General features: G+C 50.4%; 6 protein-coding genes. All 6 read right to left on the reverse strand.

Annotated features, from left to right (window positions below; genetic code table 11):
• Position 1 precedes the first annotated feature (1 nt).
• Positions 2-7,678 (reverse strand): SDR family NAD(P)-dependent oxidoreductase, encoded by a 7,677-nt coding sequence (locus AC50YG_RS04720; protein ID WP_494825040.1) that lies wholly within the window; start codon positions 7,676-7,678, stop codon positions 2-4.
• 28 nt (positions 7,679-7,706) lie between these two features.
• Entirely contained in the window at positions 7,707-10,262 is a 2,556-nt protein-coding gene (locus tag AC50YG_RS04725; protein WP_494825041.1) for a non-ribosomal peptide synthetase, read from the reverse strand.
• Positions 10,263-10,320: 58 nt separating this feature from the next.
• On the reverse strand, positions 10,321-11,034 hold the full coding sequence (locus tag AC50YG_RS04730) for a thioesterase II family protein (RefSeq protein ID WP_341282697.1): 714 nt from the start codon (positions 11,032-11,034) through the stop codon (positions 10,321-10,323).
• 9 nt (positions 11,035-11,043) lie between these two features.
• Positions 11,044-13,068, reverse strand: coding sequence for a carbamoyltransferase family protein (locus AC50YG_RS04735; RefSeq protein ID WP_494825042.1), 2,025 nt, complete (start codon positions 13,066-13,068; stop codon positions 11,044-11,046).
• 60 nt (positions 13,069-13,128) lie between these two features.
• The gene (locus AC50YG_RS04740; RefSeq protein WP_494825043.1) at positions 13,129-15,159 is read right to left on the reverse strand and encodes a carbamoyltransferase family protein; all 2,031 of its coding nucleotides are present in this window, start codon (positions 15,157-15,159) and stop codon (positions 13,129-13,131) included.
• A gap of 62 nt (positions 15,160-15,221) precedes the next feature.
• Positions 15,222-17,009, reverse strand: a complete 1,788-nt coding sequence (locus AC50YG_RS04745) for an ABC transporter ATP-binding protein (RefSeq protein WP_494825045.1) — start codon at positions 17,007-17,009, stop codon at positions 15,222-15,224.

A 17,009-nucleotide genomic window follows, 5' to 3' on the forward strand; every position in this document is an offset into this window, starting at 1 on the left:
CTCACCTCTCTTTGGAGCCAAGCTTGGAGAGCACCTGTTCAAGATCGAGCGCCCCATTATCAAGCTCGTCAAACATCCGGTTTAATTCGTCATCCTGCAGTACCGTCCGATTGTTTATCGGGGCAGCTGCCGTATCCATCCCTGCTTGCCGACGTTCGATATGCTTAGCCAGCTTATGAACCGTCGGGTACTCGAACATATCGGTAATGACAACTTCTTCGGTGTACAGCTGCGAAAGCTTCTGATAAATCTGCCGAATCATTAGCGAGTCAGCACCCATTTCGAAAAAGCTTTCATGGATGTCAATTTCGGTAAATCCGAGCACGCCTTTGCAAGCTTGAGCAACCTGCCGCTCGGTATCGCTGAACGCATCATGCTCGCTTCCGATCAGCGTAACAGCTGCATATCCGGCAGACTTAGATGATCTTTCCGGCGCTTGCGCAAGACGTTCGTTCAACGCCTCAAGGCTTGTCGTAATGTCATCTGACAATTGAATCGCATAGTTATGCAGCCACAACGCCATTCTGCTCTCCAAATTCAGTTCCCCGATCAGCACTCTGCTTTGCGGCGTGCACCAAACAAGGTCCAGCAGCTCCATCGCACGGGCAGACTGTATCGTTTTAAAAATCGTATCCGCCTGAAAATTTTGATCAGAAGCCATGCCCTTGCCTTGCCATGTCGTCCAATTAATCGTCAACCTTCGTCTTCCATCGCTGGATGGCACTGTACTATAGGCATCAAGATAGGCGTTTGCCGCCAGATAGTCGCTTTGATAGCCCGTCTCGAACATCGTCGCAATAGAAGAATACATAATGAAGAAATCAAGATGATCCTGCTGAGTTAGCTGATCCAGCAGCCATGTGCCGTAGATTTTGGCACTGATGACTTGCTCAAACGTATCCAAGCTCTTCTCCATTATGGACTCGGTACGTGCTATACCTGCGCCATGTACGATTCCTTTGATTTCCCCGTGCGTTAGCCGGATATCTTCCAGCATCGCTGCGGTTTCATCGTAACGGGATATATCAGAGCGATATAAAATCACTTCTGAGCCACTAGCTTCGATCTCCCGAATGCCTGCTATTTTCTCGCACAGCATGTGATCCTCGTTTTGCAGCAAAATGTTATCCCACGTCCGCCGATCAGGCAGTTCGGAACGATTGACTAGGACCAGCTTTATGCGGCCTTTGATGCTTAGCCATTTTGCCGTCTCAAGTCCTATTCCGCCCGTGCCGCCCGTTATGAGATAGACGCCTCCTGCTTGAACAGTCAGTTCCTCGCCGCTAGGCGTATTTAGACTGCTGCATGGTTCAAATATCTCGACATAACGAGTACCGTTTCGAAAAGCAACGAGTCTGGTGTCTGAATTTATCGATAATTCTGATAAAACATCCTCCAGCTTCAGCTCTTCGTCCATGTCGATGCTGCGGCAGCTTATATTCGAATGCTCTTTGGAGAGTGCTTTGGCTAGCCCAAGCAGTGGAGCATTTTCGGGCCGAAGCTGCCGTTCTGCCCCTGTAATGCGGCAGGCATTTTCAGTCAGCACGATCATTTCCGCAGCTTGCTCAAAACCGCATGCTGCCCATGCCTTCATTATCAGGAACAAGCTCATTGCGCCTCTATGCTGGCTTGCTCTCAGCTCTTCTATGCTGGATATACTGCTTCTCGTCAGGCTGCCGCAATGGATGATTTGAGCAATTCCTTGCTCCGCTGCCTCCTGCAAAAGCTGGCTATAGCAATCTAGCATTCTCCCTTCTACCGCAGTCATCTCCTCGGTAATGGACCAATCAGGAGTCTGCGCTATAAGTACCTGCCTGCCCTGATTTCTTAATGCGCTTGCCAAACGGTCAGCAAAGCCTTCGCTGTCCTTGACGATGACTGTGACACCACCAGCGGGCTTGGCCGCTGAAACTACTAATCGTTCCTGCTGCTTCCAGCTCATCGTAAAGGCAGATGGCAGCTTATCCGTTACGACAGCAGTGTCAGCAGAAGCAGCATGGGGCAAAGCATGCTTCACATATTTAGGGAAGTCCGCCCAGCATTTCGTCCGCTCGAACGGATAGACCGGCAGTTGAACTTTGGCGTGCGGCTGTTCAGCATAGAGCTGCTCCCACGGGATATCTGCACCCTGCACATAAAGCTGGCAAAGCTGCTCCAGCGCTTCGGTACGAGATACCACCGGTGCATTTTCCAACGCCAAGACGGCTTGCTCGCCTTCTCGCCCGAGCTCGCTTTTTCTCGCCTCTGTAATGTCGCCTGGGCTGCGAATACTGCGCTCATCGCTTACCGCCCGGTATTCGCCGTAATAAACACCTTCCGCTGAAAGCGGGCTGAATGTCTCCTGCTCGGCCAAATGCTTCAGCTTGCCGGTCAGGTCAGCCCCATCAGAGACAATAAGGGCAAGGCGGTGAGAGTAATGTCCTCTCCCTGTATTCGCCGTATAACATATGTCAGCAAGTGTCCCGGCAGCGCCATCCACAAAGCGGTCGGCATAATGTCGGGTCAGCCTTCTAAGCGATCCTCTGCTGGCCGCTGATAAAGTCAATATTTGAGGCGGTGATTGCCGCTCCTCTTCCTCTTCAGATTCAGCAACCTCCGGTGTGTACTCCTCAATAATCATGTGACAGTTCGTGCCGCTTAGGCCAAAAGAGCTGACCGCGCATCTCATGGGCTGCTCTTCATTTTCCCATTTTCTTGACTGGGCGTTGATGAACAGCGGAGAATCATGCAGGTCGATTTTTGGATTTGGCGTTTGGAAGTAGAGCGTCGGCGGTATTACCCGATGCTTGAGCGCCATTACCGATTTAATAATGGAGGCCATTCCGGCCCCTTCGTTTAAATGGCCGATGTTCGACTTGACCGAACCGATTGCACAAAACTGCTTCTTGTCCGTATAAGACTCGATTGCCTGCTTCAAGCCGCTGATTTCAATCGGATCGCCAAGTGCAGTACCTGTGCCATGTGCTTCAAAAAAGGCGATCGACTCCGGATGAATGCCCGCCTTCTCCCACGCCCGCGTTATAACGTCAGTCTGTGCGGCCGGATTTGGCGCGGTAATGCCCATTGATGCGCCATCCTGATTGATGGCGCTCCCTTTAATAACGGCATGGATATGGTCGCCATCCGCCTTGGCTTTGCTAAGCGGCTTGAGTATGATGGCCGCTGTTCCTTCCCCGCTGCCTGAACCATCCGCATAGGCGTCGAATGTGCGCGTTTTCCCATCCGTGGATTCAATGCCGATTTTGTTGTGCTCATGGTCAAGCGGAATGAGAAACAGCTTTACGCCGCCGACAATCGCCATGTCGCAGTCGCCGCCCCTGATCGCATTGCTCGCCAAATGTACAGCAACTAATGAGGAGGAGCAGGCAGTATCCACGACCATAGTCGGCCCCTTCAAATCGAGCAAATGGGAAATGCGGCTTGGAAGCATCGCTGATACGTTGCCGACAATCGCTTCCGACATCATGACAGGATCTACATCGGTCAGCATCTTCTGATACGAATCGCGAATAATGTTGGCAAACCCGACATAAATGCCTGTTCGGCTGCCTCGCAGCTTATCACCGCCATACCCCGCATCCTCAATGGCATGCCACGCCTTCTGCATAAACACCCTCTGGCATGGGTCGGTCAAATTAGCTTCCTTCGGCGATATTCGGAAAAACCGGTAATCAAACTCGTCAATACCTTCCACAAAAGCGCAGTCCATATAGCCGGGATGTTCGTCAGGAGACTTTCCTGTAGCTGCCAGATAGTCCTCTGCGTAAATGCGCCGCTCTTGTGGGATAGGTCCCGTGCAATCTACGGCATTGCTGATGTTAGTCCAGTATTGGTCAACGGAATCTGCTCCTGGAAACAGCGCAGACATTCCGATAATTGCTATGTCATCATCATGCGAGGCAGGAACATGCCTCGCAGCGGTATTTTGCTTGATCGCTTTGCTGTCTTCCTTAGTCAAAAATGACGCCAGCTTGGCTATTGAAGCGTAAGCGAACAAATCGGCTATTGAGGTTTGTCCCGTGTACCGCTGATCTACCAGCTTATGCAGGCGATGCAGCTGCACCGAATCTCCGCCTAGCTCGAAGAAAGTATCGTGGATGCTCAGCTCCTCGTAACCGAGCACCTCGCGGTACAGACCCGCAAGCGTCTGCTCCACTTCGGAGTAAGAGCCGTTCTTGCTGCCTAGAAGCTTCACCTTCGCTTCCTGCATCGGCAGCGCCTTGCCTAGAACTGCCTGCTCCCTGCTGCTGTCACTAAACATGATAGCTCGCAGCTTTTCCGGTAAGTGGAATACATCTTTGCTGAACAGCTCCAAGCCGCTCGGATTAGACGTATTCACTTCACCGATTAATACACGGGCCAGATTCTTGCTGACGGCTTGATCGAATCCATGGAGCGCTAATGCTCGGGGCAGCGTTTTGAAAATGCTGTCGATCGTTTCGCTCGTTCCTTCTCCCATTCGCGCCCCATCCCATACGACCCAGTTGATGGAAAGGGCCGGCTTGCCGAGCTTCCGCCGATAATCAGCAAAAGCATCCAGATAGCAGTTGGCAGCTGTATAATCGCCTTGCCCCATCTCGCCAACAAGGGCAACGCCTGACGAAAATAAAACGAAGAAGTCGAGCTCATCCTGCTCGGTGACTTTATCTAAAATCCAGGTACCCATAACCTTCGGATTTAGCACCTCTTCGAATACGGCGGTGTCCTTGCGAATGAGAAAACCTCTGCCCGCTACGCCAGCCGCATGGATGACGCCATTTATTTTTCCATACTTTTTCCGCAGCCTCTCCATTGTGACGCTCATTTCATCCAAGGAGGTGACGTTAAGCGGGATGCACTCTACCTGTGCTCCAGTAGCAGCAATTTCTTGCAGCTTCTTAATGGTGTCATGCAGCCGTGATTCGCCATCCTGCTCCAAATACGAGGGCCAGTCCTCCTGCTTTGGCAGCGGGGTACGGTTTAACAGCGCCAGATTTATTTTTCCTTTGGACGCCAAATGTTTCGCCGTAAGCAGCCCGAGGTTTCCAGCGCCGCCTGTGATGACATACACGCCTTCCTCTTTCATGGAAACGGGCTTGCCTTGCATTTGCTCAACATCCGTCTCTTCCATTATTTCTGCAAAACGCTTGCCGTTCCGATAGGCGATTTGATAGGTCGTTTTGTTAAGACCCATCTCCGAAATGACATCGCGTGCAGCAGTCGAAGCATCTACATCTATCGCTCTGCAAGTAATATGCGGGTATTCAATGCCAATGACTTTACCTAAGCCGAACAATGGCGAGTTTTCTGGCTTCAGGCACGCTTCCTCTCCGGTAATCCGGTTCACATAGTCGGCTGCGATAATGATTTCATGCTTATGCCCAACGCCTGCTCTCAGGAGCGCTTTAGTCAAATGGAACAAGCTGTATACGCCTAAGCTTTGTCTTTCACTTAGCTGCTCCACCGACATCATCTCATTCGGTCCGTTGTAGCAAAGCAAATGCAGTATTTTTGTGAACTTCACATGTTTAATGGCTTCCGTCAGTTTGTCGTAATCTTCCTCTTTCTCGCTGATGATGTAGGACTCCGGGCTAAGCACCTGGTAGTGTGTCCCCCGCTTAACCTGTATGCAATGAACGCCTTCCTCCTCTAGCTGCTGCGAGAGCTGATGCCATTCGCCCATAATAAGGACCGTTTCCCCCCGCATGGTGCGGGTGCGATGATCTGCCGCCTCCTCCATCCACTTCATCGTGTAAAAGAGTGCGTTTGCACGCTCAGCAGGTGCAGACTCTGGAATTTGCAGCCAGCTGCGCTTCCGCTCAAACGGATACACGGGGATATGCGCCCTTTTGGCTCTGCTTCCTCTGTACATAGCGGACCATCCAATGGCCGCTCCAGCTGTATACAGCTCTGCGATTTGCTGGAGCAGTTCTGGGCGCTCAAGTGCGGCAGCGGTTTTCAACTGTTTGACAAGCTGCTCGGCTAGCTGTGCGAAATGAGCATGATCGCCTGCCGGTTTCGATGTACCATAAGAAAGCCAGGGAACATCCAAGCTCGTTAAATGCTGCCGACATGCGATTAACTGATGCAGCTTCTGCTTAAGATCGGCGATATCTGCGGCAATAAAAGCGAGACGAAGCGGATGATGATCGCGCCCTGCCGCCAGTGTATAGCTAATATCCTTAAGGCTGGCCCGTTGTTCCCCTTCAAAATATTCGCCCATATGGAGAAGCAGCGTATGCAGCGCTTCCTCGCTTTTTGCCGATAGCGGAATCATATACGATTGCTCCGGGGCGGCTGCCGCTAGTTCGGTGGTCGCGGCCTGAGCGGTATATTCCTCCAGCACCATATGACAGTTGGTACCCGACAAGCCAAATGAGCTGACACCGCAGCGCCTTGGAGCCTCTCCTTGCGCCCATGGCTTCTGGGACGTGTTTATGTATACCGGCGAATCGATAAACGGAATTTGTTTATTCGGCGTCTTGAAGTGAATGCTTGGCGGAAGCAGCTGATGCTTGAGCGCCAGTGCCGCTTTAATGAGCCCGGCTATTCCTGCACAATCATAGAGATGGCCAATATTCGTCTTCACTGATCCGATGGCACAAAACTGCTTCTTGTCCGTATATTTTTCGAACGCCTTGCTGATTCCTTCAATTTCAATCGGGTCGCCAAGCTTAGTCCCCGTGCCATGTGTTTCGATATAGGCAAGCGTTGCTGGGTCAATGCCCGCCTCCTTCCAAGCCTTACTTAGAACAGCCGTTTGGGCGGAAGGATTCGGAGCCGTAATCCCCATGGAAGCGCCATCCTGATTCACCGCGCTGCCCTTGATGACGCAATAGATCGAATCGCCATCCCGCTTAGCTTTGCTGAGGGGCTTGAGCAGAACAATCGCTGCGCCTTCCCCCATTCCCGATCCGTCGGCTTCATCGTCAAAAGCACGGGTCTCATCGTCCGTAGACTCGATGCCCAGCTTCGCGTGATTTTTGTTTTGCGGAAGCAGGTTAATGCGGACAGCGCCAGCCAGAGCCATTTCACAGTCTCCCCGGCGAAGCGCCTGGCAGGCCAGATCGACAGCTATCAGCGAGGAAGAGCATGCGGTGTCCACGGTCATGCTTGGCCCCTTAAAGTTAAGCAAATAGGAAATCCGACTTGGAATAATAGAAGATAAATTTCCCGGCATCGCTGCCGATACCAAGGTGGGATCAACGGCTTCAATCATCTCCCGGTATACATAGCTTTCAACGTCTCCGATATGGCCGGCATAAACCCCGATGTTGCTGCCAGAAAGCTGCTGCGGCCCGTAACCTGCATCTTCAAACACATTCCATGCTGCCTCTAGAAATACACGCTGACGAGGATTCATCAGCAGCGCTTCCTTCGGCGGAATGTTGAAGAAAGAATAGTCAAATGCGTCAATATCCTCGAGATAAGCGCCGTTGGAGTAGGGAAGTTCCGCTTGTCCCGAATATTTGACATACCGATCAGCATCCTCCCGGCGCTTTTCCGGAAATTTCGTGACGCAGCTTACCCCATTTTTAATATTTTGCCAGAACGCCTCTGTGTTGCGGGCATTTGGAAAACGCGTATAAATGCCGATGATGGCAATATCGTGGTGATTGGCTTCCTTTATGGCTGCCGTTGGCAGTTCGTCCTGGCTTCTTAGACGCAATTGCGTCAAATCCGGCGATTTCGTCTTCAACTTCATCCCCCTGTTCTTCAGCGGTTCGCTAGACCGAAACCTTATCGCTATTCTCCACGATATCAGCGAGCAACAGCATGTATTGGGTAAAAAGCTCCTTTATTTTGTGCTCCTTCAGTTTTCGGGAGTTAAAGCCGCACAGCACCTCGACTTGCTCATCGTATTCTGCGAGCTCGACCACAAGATCAAACACTTCAAGCCATTGACCTTGCGTGGATGCGGCATCTGCCTGAATAACGAAGAGCGGCAAAATCCGAAGCTCTTCACTTTGCTGGATGCGATCCAGATCCTTGGCCGTATAGACAGATTCATCTCCATCCTCATTGCCACTAGGGGCTTCCAGCTTCGTTCCAGCGAGCTCAATCAGTGTCTCCAAGGAATCTACCTCTGCAAAATCGATGGTCAGCGAGCGGAATTGATTTTCATCAGCCGCCACTTGAACATGAATCGTATCCTCACCGGATGCCAGCTTCAGCAAATAAAGAAAACCGGACAACAGGACATGCTTAAGGTCCGTCTTCGCCTCATCAGCCATAGCTTGAAGCACGCTGCATGTTACGGTATCCAGCTCAGCCTCAAAGGCTGAAACGCCCTGACTGCCCTCCTTGTTAAAGTAGGCTTCATCCATGCTGACGGATGGCAGGCTTAGACTCCCGCCGCGGTCGATAAACGCAGTCAGCTTAGGAATCGTCGGATATTTGTACAGATCAGGAACGGATACGCTGCAGCCATGCCATTTTTCCAGTTCATCGGAGAGCTGGGTGAGAATCAGCGAGTTGCCTCCGCTTTCATTAAAATGGTCGTGGATACCAAGCTCCCTCCCCAGCAAGTCTTGGCAGAGCCTGAGCAGCAGCTGCTCTGTATTTTCGGAGGCAGCCTGCTTGCTTTTGATGCTCTCCATGTCACGAATGAGCGAGTCAAACTGCCCGCTCGTGTATTGCTCCCCCAGCTTATAGCGCTGTATTTTTCCGCTCGTTGTTTTGGGTATGGATTTGACAGGGATAACATGGTCGACAAAGATGCCCATCTTCCGGTGAATATGCTGCTTGACCCGGCTGGCAAGCTCGCAGAACGCCTCCAGATTTTTACCTCTGTACAACAGGAACAGGCATGCTTCCTCCGTATCCGCGAGCTTCCCTTTCGTTCCGCAGGCTGCGACATTCCATAGCTCGACCCCGTCTACTTCCTCCGCCACTCTTTCAATGTCATGGGAGAAAACATTTTGCCCGTTGACGAACAATATGTCCTTTGCCCTTCCAACAACGACTAGCCGCCCATGAAGCAAAAATCCGATATCCGCTGTATTCAGCCAGCCATCTGCCAGCCTTTCAGCTGCTTCTGGTTCGTTATAGTAGCCTCGGGTGACACTCGGCCCTTTAATTAAAATGTAACCGACCGTAGACATAGGAAGCGGACTGCCCTGTTCATCCGCAATCATAACTTCGCAGCTTTCAATGGAACCACCTACATCTACATAAAGCAGACTGTTTGGCTCCCCTCGCTGGAGCAAACGCACGGTCTCTCCTACTTGGAGAAATCTCCGGTCCACAGCCACAGACTTGAACGGCTCATGTTGAGGGGTGAAGCAAACGCCAACCGTTCCCTCTGCAAGCCCGTATGCCGGTCTCATGGCCGTCTGCGGGAGATTATACTTTGCCAGCTGCTCCATAAAACGCTCGCTAATTTCCGTTGATATGGGCTCTGCCCCGTTGCAAAGGCAGGAAAGGCCGGATAAATCCCAGCCGTAGTCATGCTCTTGATCGTAAAAGGCCAAAAAATATTTATAGCCGAAATTGGGACTGTACAGCATATTAATGCGATGCCTATTGGCCTTCTCTATCCACAGAAGCGGGTTAAGAATAAACAGCTTCGTCCGCATAATAAACTGCGAGGATTGTGTATAGGCATGCAGAAGATGCATCGCAATTAAACCCATGTCATGCGTGAGCGGCATCCAGCTTAATACCCGCCCACCTGCATCTAAATTCCATACTTTCTGCATGGCTGCGACGTTCGCCATAACGTTGCTATGGGTTAGCACCACACCTTTCGGGTCGCCCGTCGATCCAGAAGAGAACTGAATAAATGCAATATCCTCTGGTTCAGCCTTCACAAGATCCGCACTGCTCTCCCCTTTTAAGGACGCCGTGTTTATGAATTGGGCTTTCATGACGTCCACACTTGAACCACATTCCGGGTACTCCTCTGCAAATGAAGCCAAACCGTTCATCGTTGCTTCGCTGCCAATAATATGCGGGGTGCTTAGTTTGCCCCACACCTTATTCACCTTCAGCTTCGTTTCATCATTGGTTGCCACGGTTACTGGGACGGCGATGATCCGCCCCAGTATGCAAGCCCAGAAAACTTCAAGAAACAACCGGTTATCCTGTATTTGCAACAACAGCTCGTGGCCCGCCTGCACCCCGTGATGACGCAAATCCTGGAGCAGACATAGCGAACGCTCGTAAAGCTGGCGGTAGGAGACAAACTCTTCCTCGTCTGCCTCGTTGATAAATGTGATTCCCCGATCAACTATTTCACGGTTTGCTGCGAAAATATGATGCATGAGCTGCTGCTTGTCCATAACCGCTGGCTCACCCCCATTCGTTTTATAGGTTCAGCGCAAAGGTCAATTCGCTCGCTTAGCGTACGCTGCTAAGCAAGGTGCGATTGATATGCTGAATGACCGTGTCAAAGCTGTCGTTAATATAAAAATGTCCGCCCATAAATTTATGGACTGAAAATTCGCCAGTCGTGTGCTTGCCCCATTCGGCAAAATCCCGCTTATTGACATCCCAGTCTTTCACGCCTGTCATCGCATTAATGGCTGTTGACAATGGCTCTCTGCTGCCGTCATAGACATAGGATTCCATCGCATAAAAATCGGCCCGCAATATTGGAAGAAATGCATCCGCAAGCAGCGGGTTTTCAAACAGCTCCGGAGATGTTCCTCCAAGCTCCAGCAGCCGCTCTTTAAGCTGCTCGTCTGGCGTACTTGGATTCACTAAATCCGGTCTTGTAATATGGGGAGCCCATCTGCCAGACACGAATATCATCGTAGGGTCATGACGTTTTTGTTCCCTCAGCTTATGCGACAATTCAAAAGCAAGCATACTACCCATGCTGTGGCCAAAAAAAGCATAAGGGCCATCGTCAATAATCTTGTCGATTTGCTCATACACGTCCTCAATCGCCTCATCAAAGGTGTTGTACAAAGGATCTCTTGGCCGGGCACCTCTGCCTGCAAGCTTCACAGGCACAAAGTCGATATGGTCGGGCATATGTTTTTTCCACTTGTAGTAGTACATGGACGAGGCACCGGCAAAAGGAAAGGCAAGCAGCTTCAGCTTCTTCATCCCGGCTCCTTAATGCTTAGCCGATAGGGCTGCCACGCGCTCGGATGGTCTGAGATGAACGAGCCGAAGCGACCAAAGCTCGATAAAATGCTCTGCTATTTCCGGTTTTGTCAGTGCAGTGCCGCCGAGTTCATCGGCAAGCTCGTCCAGCGATTTTTGGCCGTCTGAAAGCTCCAGCATGAGGAACACTTCCTCCGGTATCGCTTTTTTGTATTTATCTCCAAAATGAAGCCTTACTTCATGGAGTGTGCGTTTCGTGCCCTCAGCGGAATAGCCAATCGATTTTTTTAATTCTGAATTGACCAGCCTCGTCGGCACCATATGCAAATAATCAGCCTTGTCTACTTCCTTTTTGTCTACCATATAATCGCCGATAGCCAAGTAGTGGATATTCGTCGTCAGGAAGCTTGCGATCGCATCCTCCTCCGAATCTACGATTGGCTCAACATTGTTGTTGAACGACGTGTTCAGCAAAATCGGCACCCCGGTCAATTTCCGGAATTCATTAATTAGCTCCCAATACCGTTCATTCGTTTCTTTTGATACCGTCTGAATGCGAGCGGTGCCATCGACATGTGTAACGGCTCCAAGCAGCGGCTGCTTATCCTCTTTTGTCATGAGTACAAAATTCATATACGAGTAAGGCGCTTTCGTACGCGGCATCTCATAGTAGTCGCCCACATGCTCTTCTAAAATCGATGGCGCAAACGGCCGGTAGCCCTCCCGTTTCTTCACCATCTCGTTAATAATGCTCTTGTTCTCCGCTGGCCTTGGATCAGCAAGAATGCTGCGGTTGCCTAGCGCGCGCGGACCAAATTCGGAGCGCCCCTGAACCCAACCAAAGACGGCCCCATCCGCAATTCGCTTGGCTGTCTCCTCGGCGATATTGTCCACCTTGCGGAAGCTGACGAAACGTTCCCACCGTTTTAAAATTTGCTCCAAGCCCTCATTGCCTTGAATTTCGCTTCCCCAATACAGATGCTGCAGCTTCTCCAGCGACTTGTCAGGCGCAAATTTATTGGATACGAACAAGGCACCGCCCAGCGCATTGCCTGCATCATGTGCAGCCGGCTGTACGAAAACCTCATCGAAAAGCCCCGCATAAAGTACTTTTCCATTCATGGAGCAGTTATGCGCTACACCGCCTGCCATGGCAAGCTTCGTATGTCCGGTTGCCTGCTGATAATGCGTTAGCATATGCATGACAATCGTTTCCAGCGCCTCCTGCAGGGAAGCGGCCAAATCCATATGCTCCTGAGTAATAGGACCGCCCTTCTTTCTTGGCGTCATAAAATCGAAAAGTGCAGTTGACCAGGCCAAATTAATTTTGAACTTGCCTTCGGGAAGCAGGACATATGCTTTTCTTAGCATCCGTCTGAATTTGCTTGGATCGCCATACGGCGCGAGTCCCATTACCTTGTATTCATCGTGCTGGTGATAGCCCAGCATGCGGATAACCGAAATATAGAAGGAGCCCAAGCTGTTTTCATTCGAGATGCGGTCAAGGATTTTGAAGCTCGTTCCTTCGGCACTAATAATATAGCCGGCGTACCCCTCCTGCGATTCCCCATCAATCGTAACCGTCAAGCTGCGATCAAAGCCGGACATGAAATGCGCGCTGGCTGCATGGCAAATGTGGTGGTCGACAAAAACGATATTATTCGGGTCGTATTTCGTGCCGTCAATCTGGTAAAAGAAATCTACCAGCAGCTCTCTCGTATTTTTATGCAAGGAGTCGCGATAGAAAAACTCATCCCGCACAAGCAGGTTGGTCTCCTGCTCTCTTGTCGTTATAACAACCTTATCAATATCTGCGAACGTAATGCCGAGCCGCTTCAAGCATAAATGGATCGTTTGCAGCGGAGCCTTGCCGGTATGCTTCACCCGGTTCAGCCTTTCTTCCTCTGAGGCGGCAATTACCACCCCGTCTTTAATAAGAACAGCAGCAGAGTCGTGCGCAATTCCGCCGTAGCCAAACACCTTCAAATCCTCATGCGGCAATTCTATGCCGCCATTAAGACCTAATACTAGCATGATCATCCTCCTATCTATTCTCTTTACTAGATTTTCCTGCTCCGCCTTTTACTGCATCCTTCAAACGGTAGCTAAAGCAATGGTTTCAAATGGACGCAAATGAATCAGCCGCAAAGACCATAAGTCTATCAATTCATCTACGATATCCTCTTCGGTCTTATTTCCGCAGTCTGCAAGCTCAACCAGCTCTGCCAGCGTCTTATCCCCGTCGGATAGCTCTAGCAGCCGGTACATCTCTTCCGATAACGCAGTCTTATATTTATCTCCAAAGTGGAGGCGTATTCCGTAACTGGTTTTCTTGCTTCCTTCAGCTGTATAGCCGACCGACTTCTTCAGCTCCGAGCTAAGCGGCCGTTTCGGCACAAACTTCATAAATTCTTCCTTGCCGACCGTTTTTTTATCGATGACGTAGTCTCCGATAATCAAGGTGTTAATATTGGTGGTCAGGAAGCTGACAATGGCGTCCTCTTCTGAATCTACAATCGGCTCCGCATTGTTGTTAAACGATGTATTCAGCAGCACCGGCACACCCGTCAGCTTGCGGAATGCATCAATTAAGTGCCAGTACCTCCCATTCGTTTCACGAGATACCGTTTGGATGCGCGCCGTGCCGTCAACGTGAGTGACCGCGCCGAGCAGCTCCTGCTTGTCCTCCCTTGTCTTCAGCACGAAATTCATGTAGGAGTAAGGGGCTTTTGTCTGCGGCAGCACATAATAATCGTCTGCATATGCTTCCAATATGGAAGGGGCAAACGGCCGGTAGCCCTCCCGTTTTTTCACCATGGCATTAATAATGCTTTTGTTTTCCACTGGACGCGGATCAGCCAATATGCTGCGGTTGCCAAGCGCCCGGGGGCCAAACTCCGAGCGTCCCTGCACCCAACCGATAACTGCTCCCTCCGCAATTAGCTTAGCCGCAACTTCGACAACATGATCTGCTTTGCGGTAGGTAACGAACCGATCCCATTGCTTCAAAATTTCCAGTATGCGATCATTGTTCTGAATATCGCTCCCCCAGTAAAGATGCCGCAGCGTTTCAGTCTGCAAGCTTGGAGCCAGCTTGCGGGACTGCAGCAGTGCTCCTCCAAGCGCATTGCCCGCATCATGTGCCGCAGGCTGCACGAACACCTCGTCGAATAAGCCGGAATACAAAATTTTTCCGTTTAGCGTACAGTTGTGCGCTACGCCACCAGCCATGCACAGCTTTTTTCGCCCAGTAGCCTGCTGAAAATGGGCGAGCATATGCATGACAACATTTTCGAGCGCTTCCTGAAGCGCAGCCGCGATGTCCTTATGCTCCTGGGTAAACAGTTCACCTTTCAACCGCGGGTTCGGCATTGAATCCATCAGCACATAATAGAAGCTTCTATTAAGCCGGAATTTCCCTTCTGGCAGCAAGGTGAACGCTTTCTTGAACAGCCTTCTGAATTTAGCAGGATCTCCATATGGAGCGAGCCCCATTACTTTATATTCATCATGAGTGGTATAGCCGAGAAATTCGATAATTTGCGTGTAAAAGGCCCCTAAGCTGTCATCGTTGGAAATATGGCTGAGCGCCTTGAGCGAAGTCCCTTCAGCATCAAGCACAATTCCAGCTTTCCCTTCCAAGGAAGCGCCATCTATTGTAACGACAAGCGCTTCATCAAAGCCGGACATATAATAGGCGCTCGCCGCATGACAATAGTGGTGGTTCTCAAACACTACATTCTCTTTATTAAAATCCGTATCAAAAAATTGCTTTAGTCGTTCGACCACCCACGCCTTTGGATCGCTGTACGGAAATTGTCGATACTGATGCCGGTGAGTAGTCGTTTCATATTTAAACTGGGTTTCCTCGCAGTAAAAGACGATTTTATCCACATCGTCCAAACGTATTCCACCCAGCTCCAGACAACGGCGAATCGATAAAATCGGCAGCTTTCCTGAGTGCTTAATCCGATTGAGACGTTCTTCCTCATAGGCGGCAACCACTTGCCCATTCTCAATTAATACAGCTGAAGCATCATGAACCTCTGAATTCAATATCGTTGTTACATATCCATCCTCATGAGGGAAATCGATTCCGCCGCTAATGCCAAGTATCCTCATCATTTCACCCTTCCTTATTTCTTTAAAATCTATCGAGCGGCAGCGTTGCCGCCAGCCTATAATACTTAAGCTTCCTGCTGCATCGCTTGTGGAAGCCACTCTTGCGTTCGCTTCTGTGTATGATGGAGGCGGCTGTATGCGCCACCAGCTGCCAGAAGCTCGTCATGCTTGCCCTGCTCCATAATCCTCCCGTGGTCAACGACTACAATCGTGTCCGCTTGCTCAATGGTGGATAGCCGGTGGGCGATGGCAATCGTCGTTTTCCCTTCCATCAGCCGCTCGATTCCTTGCTGGACCGCCAGCTCTGAATCGCTGTCAAGTGCTGAGGTTGCCTCGTCGAGCAGCAAAATAGGCGCATTTTTCAATATGGCTCGGGCAATGGCTATTCGCTGCTTTTGACCACCGGACAGCCTCACACCTCTTTCGCCAACCGCGGTGTTGTAGCCGTCGGTCTGCTCCGTAATAAAATCATGGGCAAACGCTGCACGCGCTGCCTCTACCACCTCTTCAGCCGTCGCGTCCATTTTTCCGTAGCGGATATTTTGCTCGATCGTTCCTTCGAACAGATACGGGTCCTGAGAAACGTAGGCCATCCTATCCCTAAGCTCCTCAAGTGAATATTCCCCAAAGCTTTTGCCCGCAATTCGAATATCGCCATCGGAAAATGGATAAAAACCAAGCAGCAGCTTCATTATCGTGCTTTTGCCGCCCCCGCTGGGCCCTACAAGCGCGACATGCTGTCCTTTGTCCACCTGAAGATTCAAGCGGTTTAGCACATTCTCGTCTTTGTGGTAGGCAAACGATACGTTTTTGAAATCGAGCATTTCATCTTCGTTTGAGCTTGCGACCGCAGCCTCCTTCGAGACAACTGCATATCGTTCAGGTTCTTCTGCTACATCCAGCAGATCAAACACCCGGTCAGCCCCCGCCAGCGAGGATTGCAAGTTGGCCCAGAAAACGCCTAAATTGCGGAAGAGATTCGTTACGTTCTCCAGCAGTAAAATAACCCCCAGCAAGCTGCCGATTGTCAGCTGGCCGTTAATCAGCATAAAAGCTCCAATAATAAAAGCACCGCCATTATTGATCCACAGCAGAAAATAATTGGTGCTTGTTAAATAGGCGCTTTTTTTCGCTCGCAGTAAAAACAAGTTTGCAAGCCGAGTCGTCGTCTCCTTGTACTTGCGGTTCATCCCATCGACCATCTGAAACGTTCTGCTCACCTGCGTGCCAGCAACGAGATTCGTTAACCGCTCGAGCTGAACGCCGGACTGCTCCTGAATTTCGGTGCCAATCGTTCTAAACGGCTTTGCGTATCTTGAGTTCACATACGTAGACAGCAATCCTAAAAAAATCATGGCAACGGCAAATCTCCAGTCCAGATAAAACATAATAACGGCTGATATTGTCCCGGTAGCCATTAAGGAAAGAAGCGTAAGCGCTTCTCCAGAGAAGGCATTTTCCATCGTCTGCAGATCATTTGTAATTCTGGACAGGCTGTCACCACTATGGCTGTTCTCGTAATAAGTAACCGGAAGCTTCTCCATATGATGAAAAACGCGAAGCCGCATGCTGTTCATGATCGTCTTGACCGTTTTACCGTACCAATATTGGAAAAGGGGCGTTAGTATGCACATAGCAATGACGATGAGCATGAACTGGATGCTGAGCGTCATAACGGCAGCCATATTTTTCTCGGTTATCGCATCGAGAAAAGTAGAGACCAGCATGGCTGTAATAATCGATACGCTTGAGCTCATGAGACCAAAGCCCAGAAAACTGAGAATAAAAGATAGTTTGCGCCGACCAAGCAATTGGGCAAGTCTCGCAATTTGTTGTTTATTGCTTTTTTTCAA

It is taken from the genome of Paenibacillus sp. J31R34 (assembly GCF_059383715.1).

Excerpts from the sequence above, each read along its gene's own strand:
- AC50YG_RS04725 (WP_494825041.1), bottom strand. The coding sequence starts at position 10,262 with ATGGACAAGCAGCAGCTCATGCATCATATTTTCGCAGCAAACCGTGAA.
- AC50YG_RS04730 (WP_341282697.1), bottom strand. The coding sequence starts at position 11,034 with ATGAAGAAGCTGAAGCTGCTTGCCTTTCCTTTTGCCGGTGCCTCGTCC.
- AC50YG_RS04735 (WP_494825042.1), bottom strand. The coding sequence starts at position 13,068 with ATGCTAGTATTAGGTCTTAATGGCGGCATAGAATTGCCGCATGAGGAT.
- AC50YG_RS04740 (WP_494825043.1), bottom strand. The coding sequence starts at position 15,159 with ATGATGAGGATACTTGGCATTAGCGGCGGAATCGATTTCCCTCATGAG.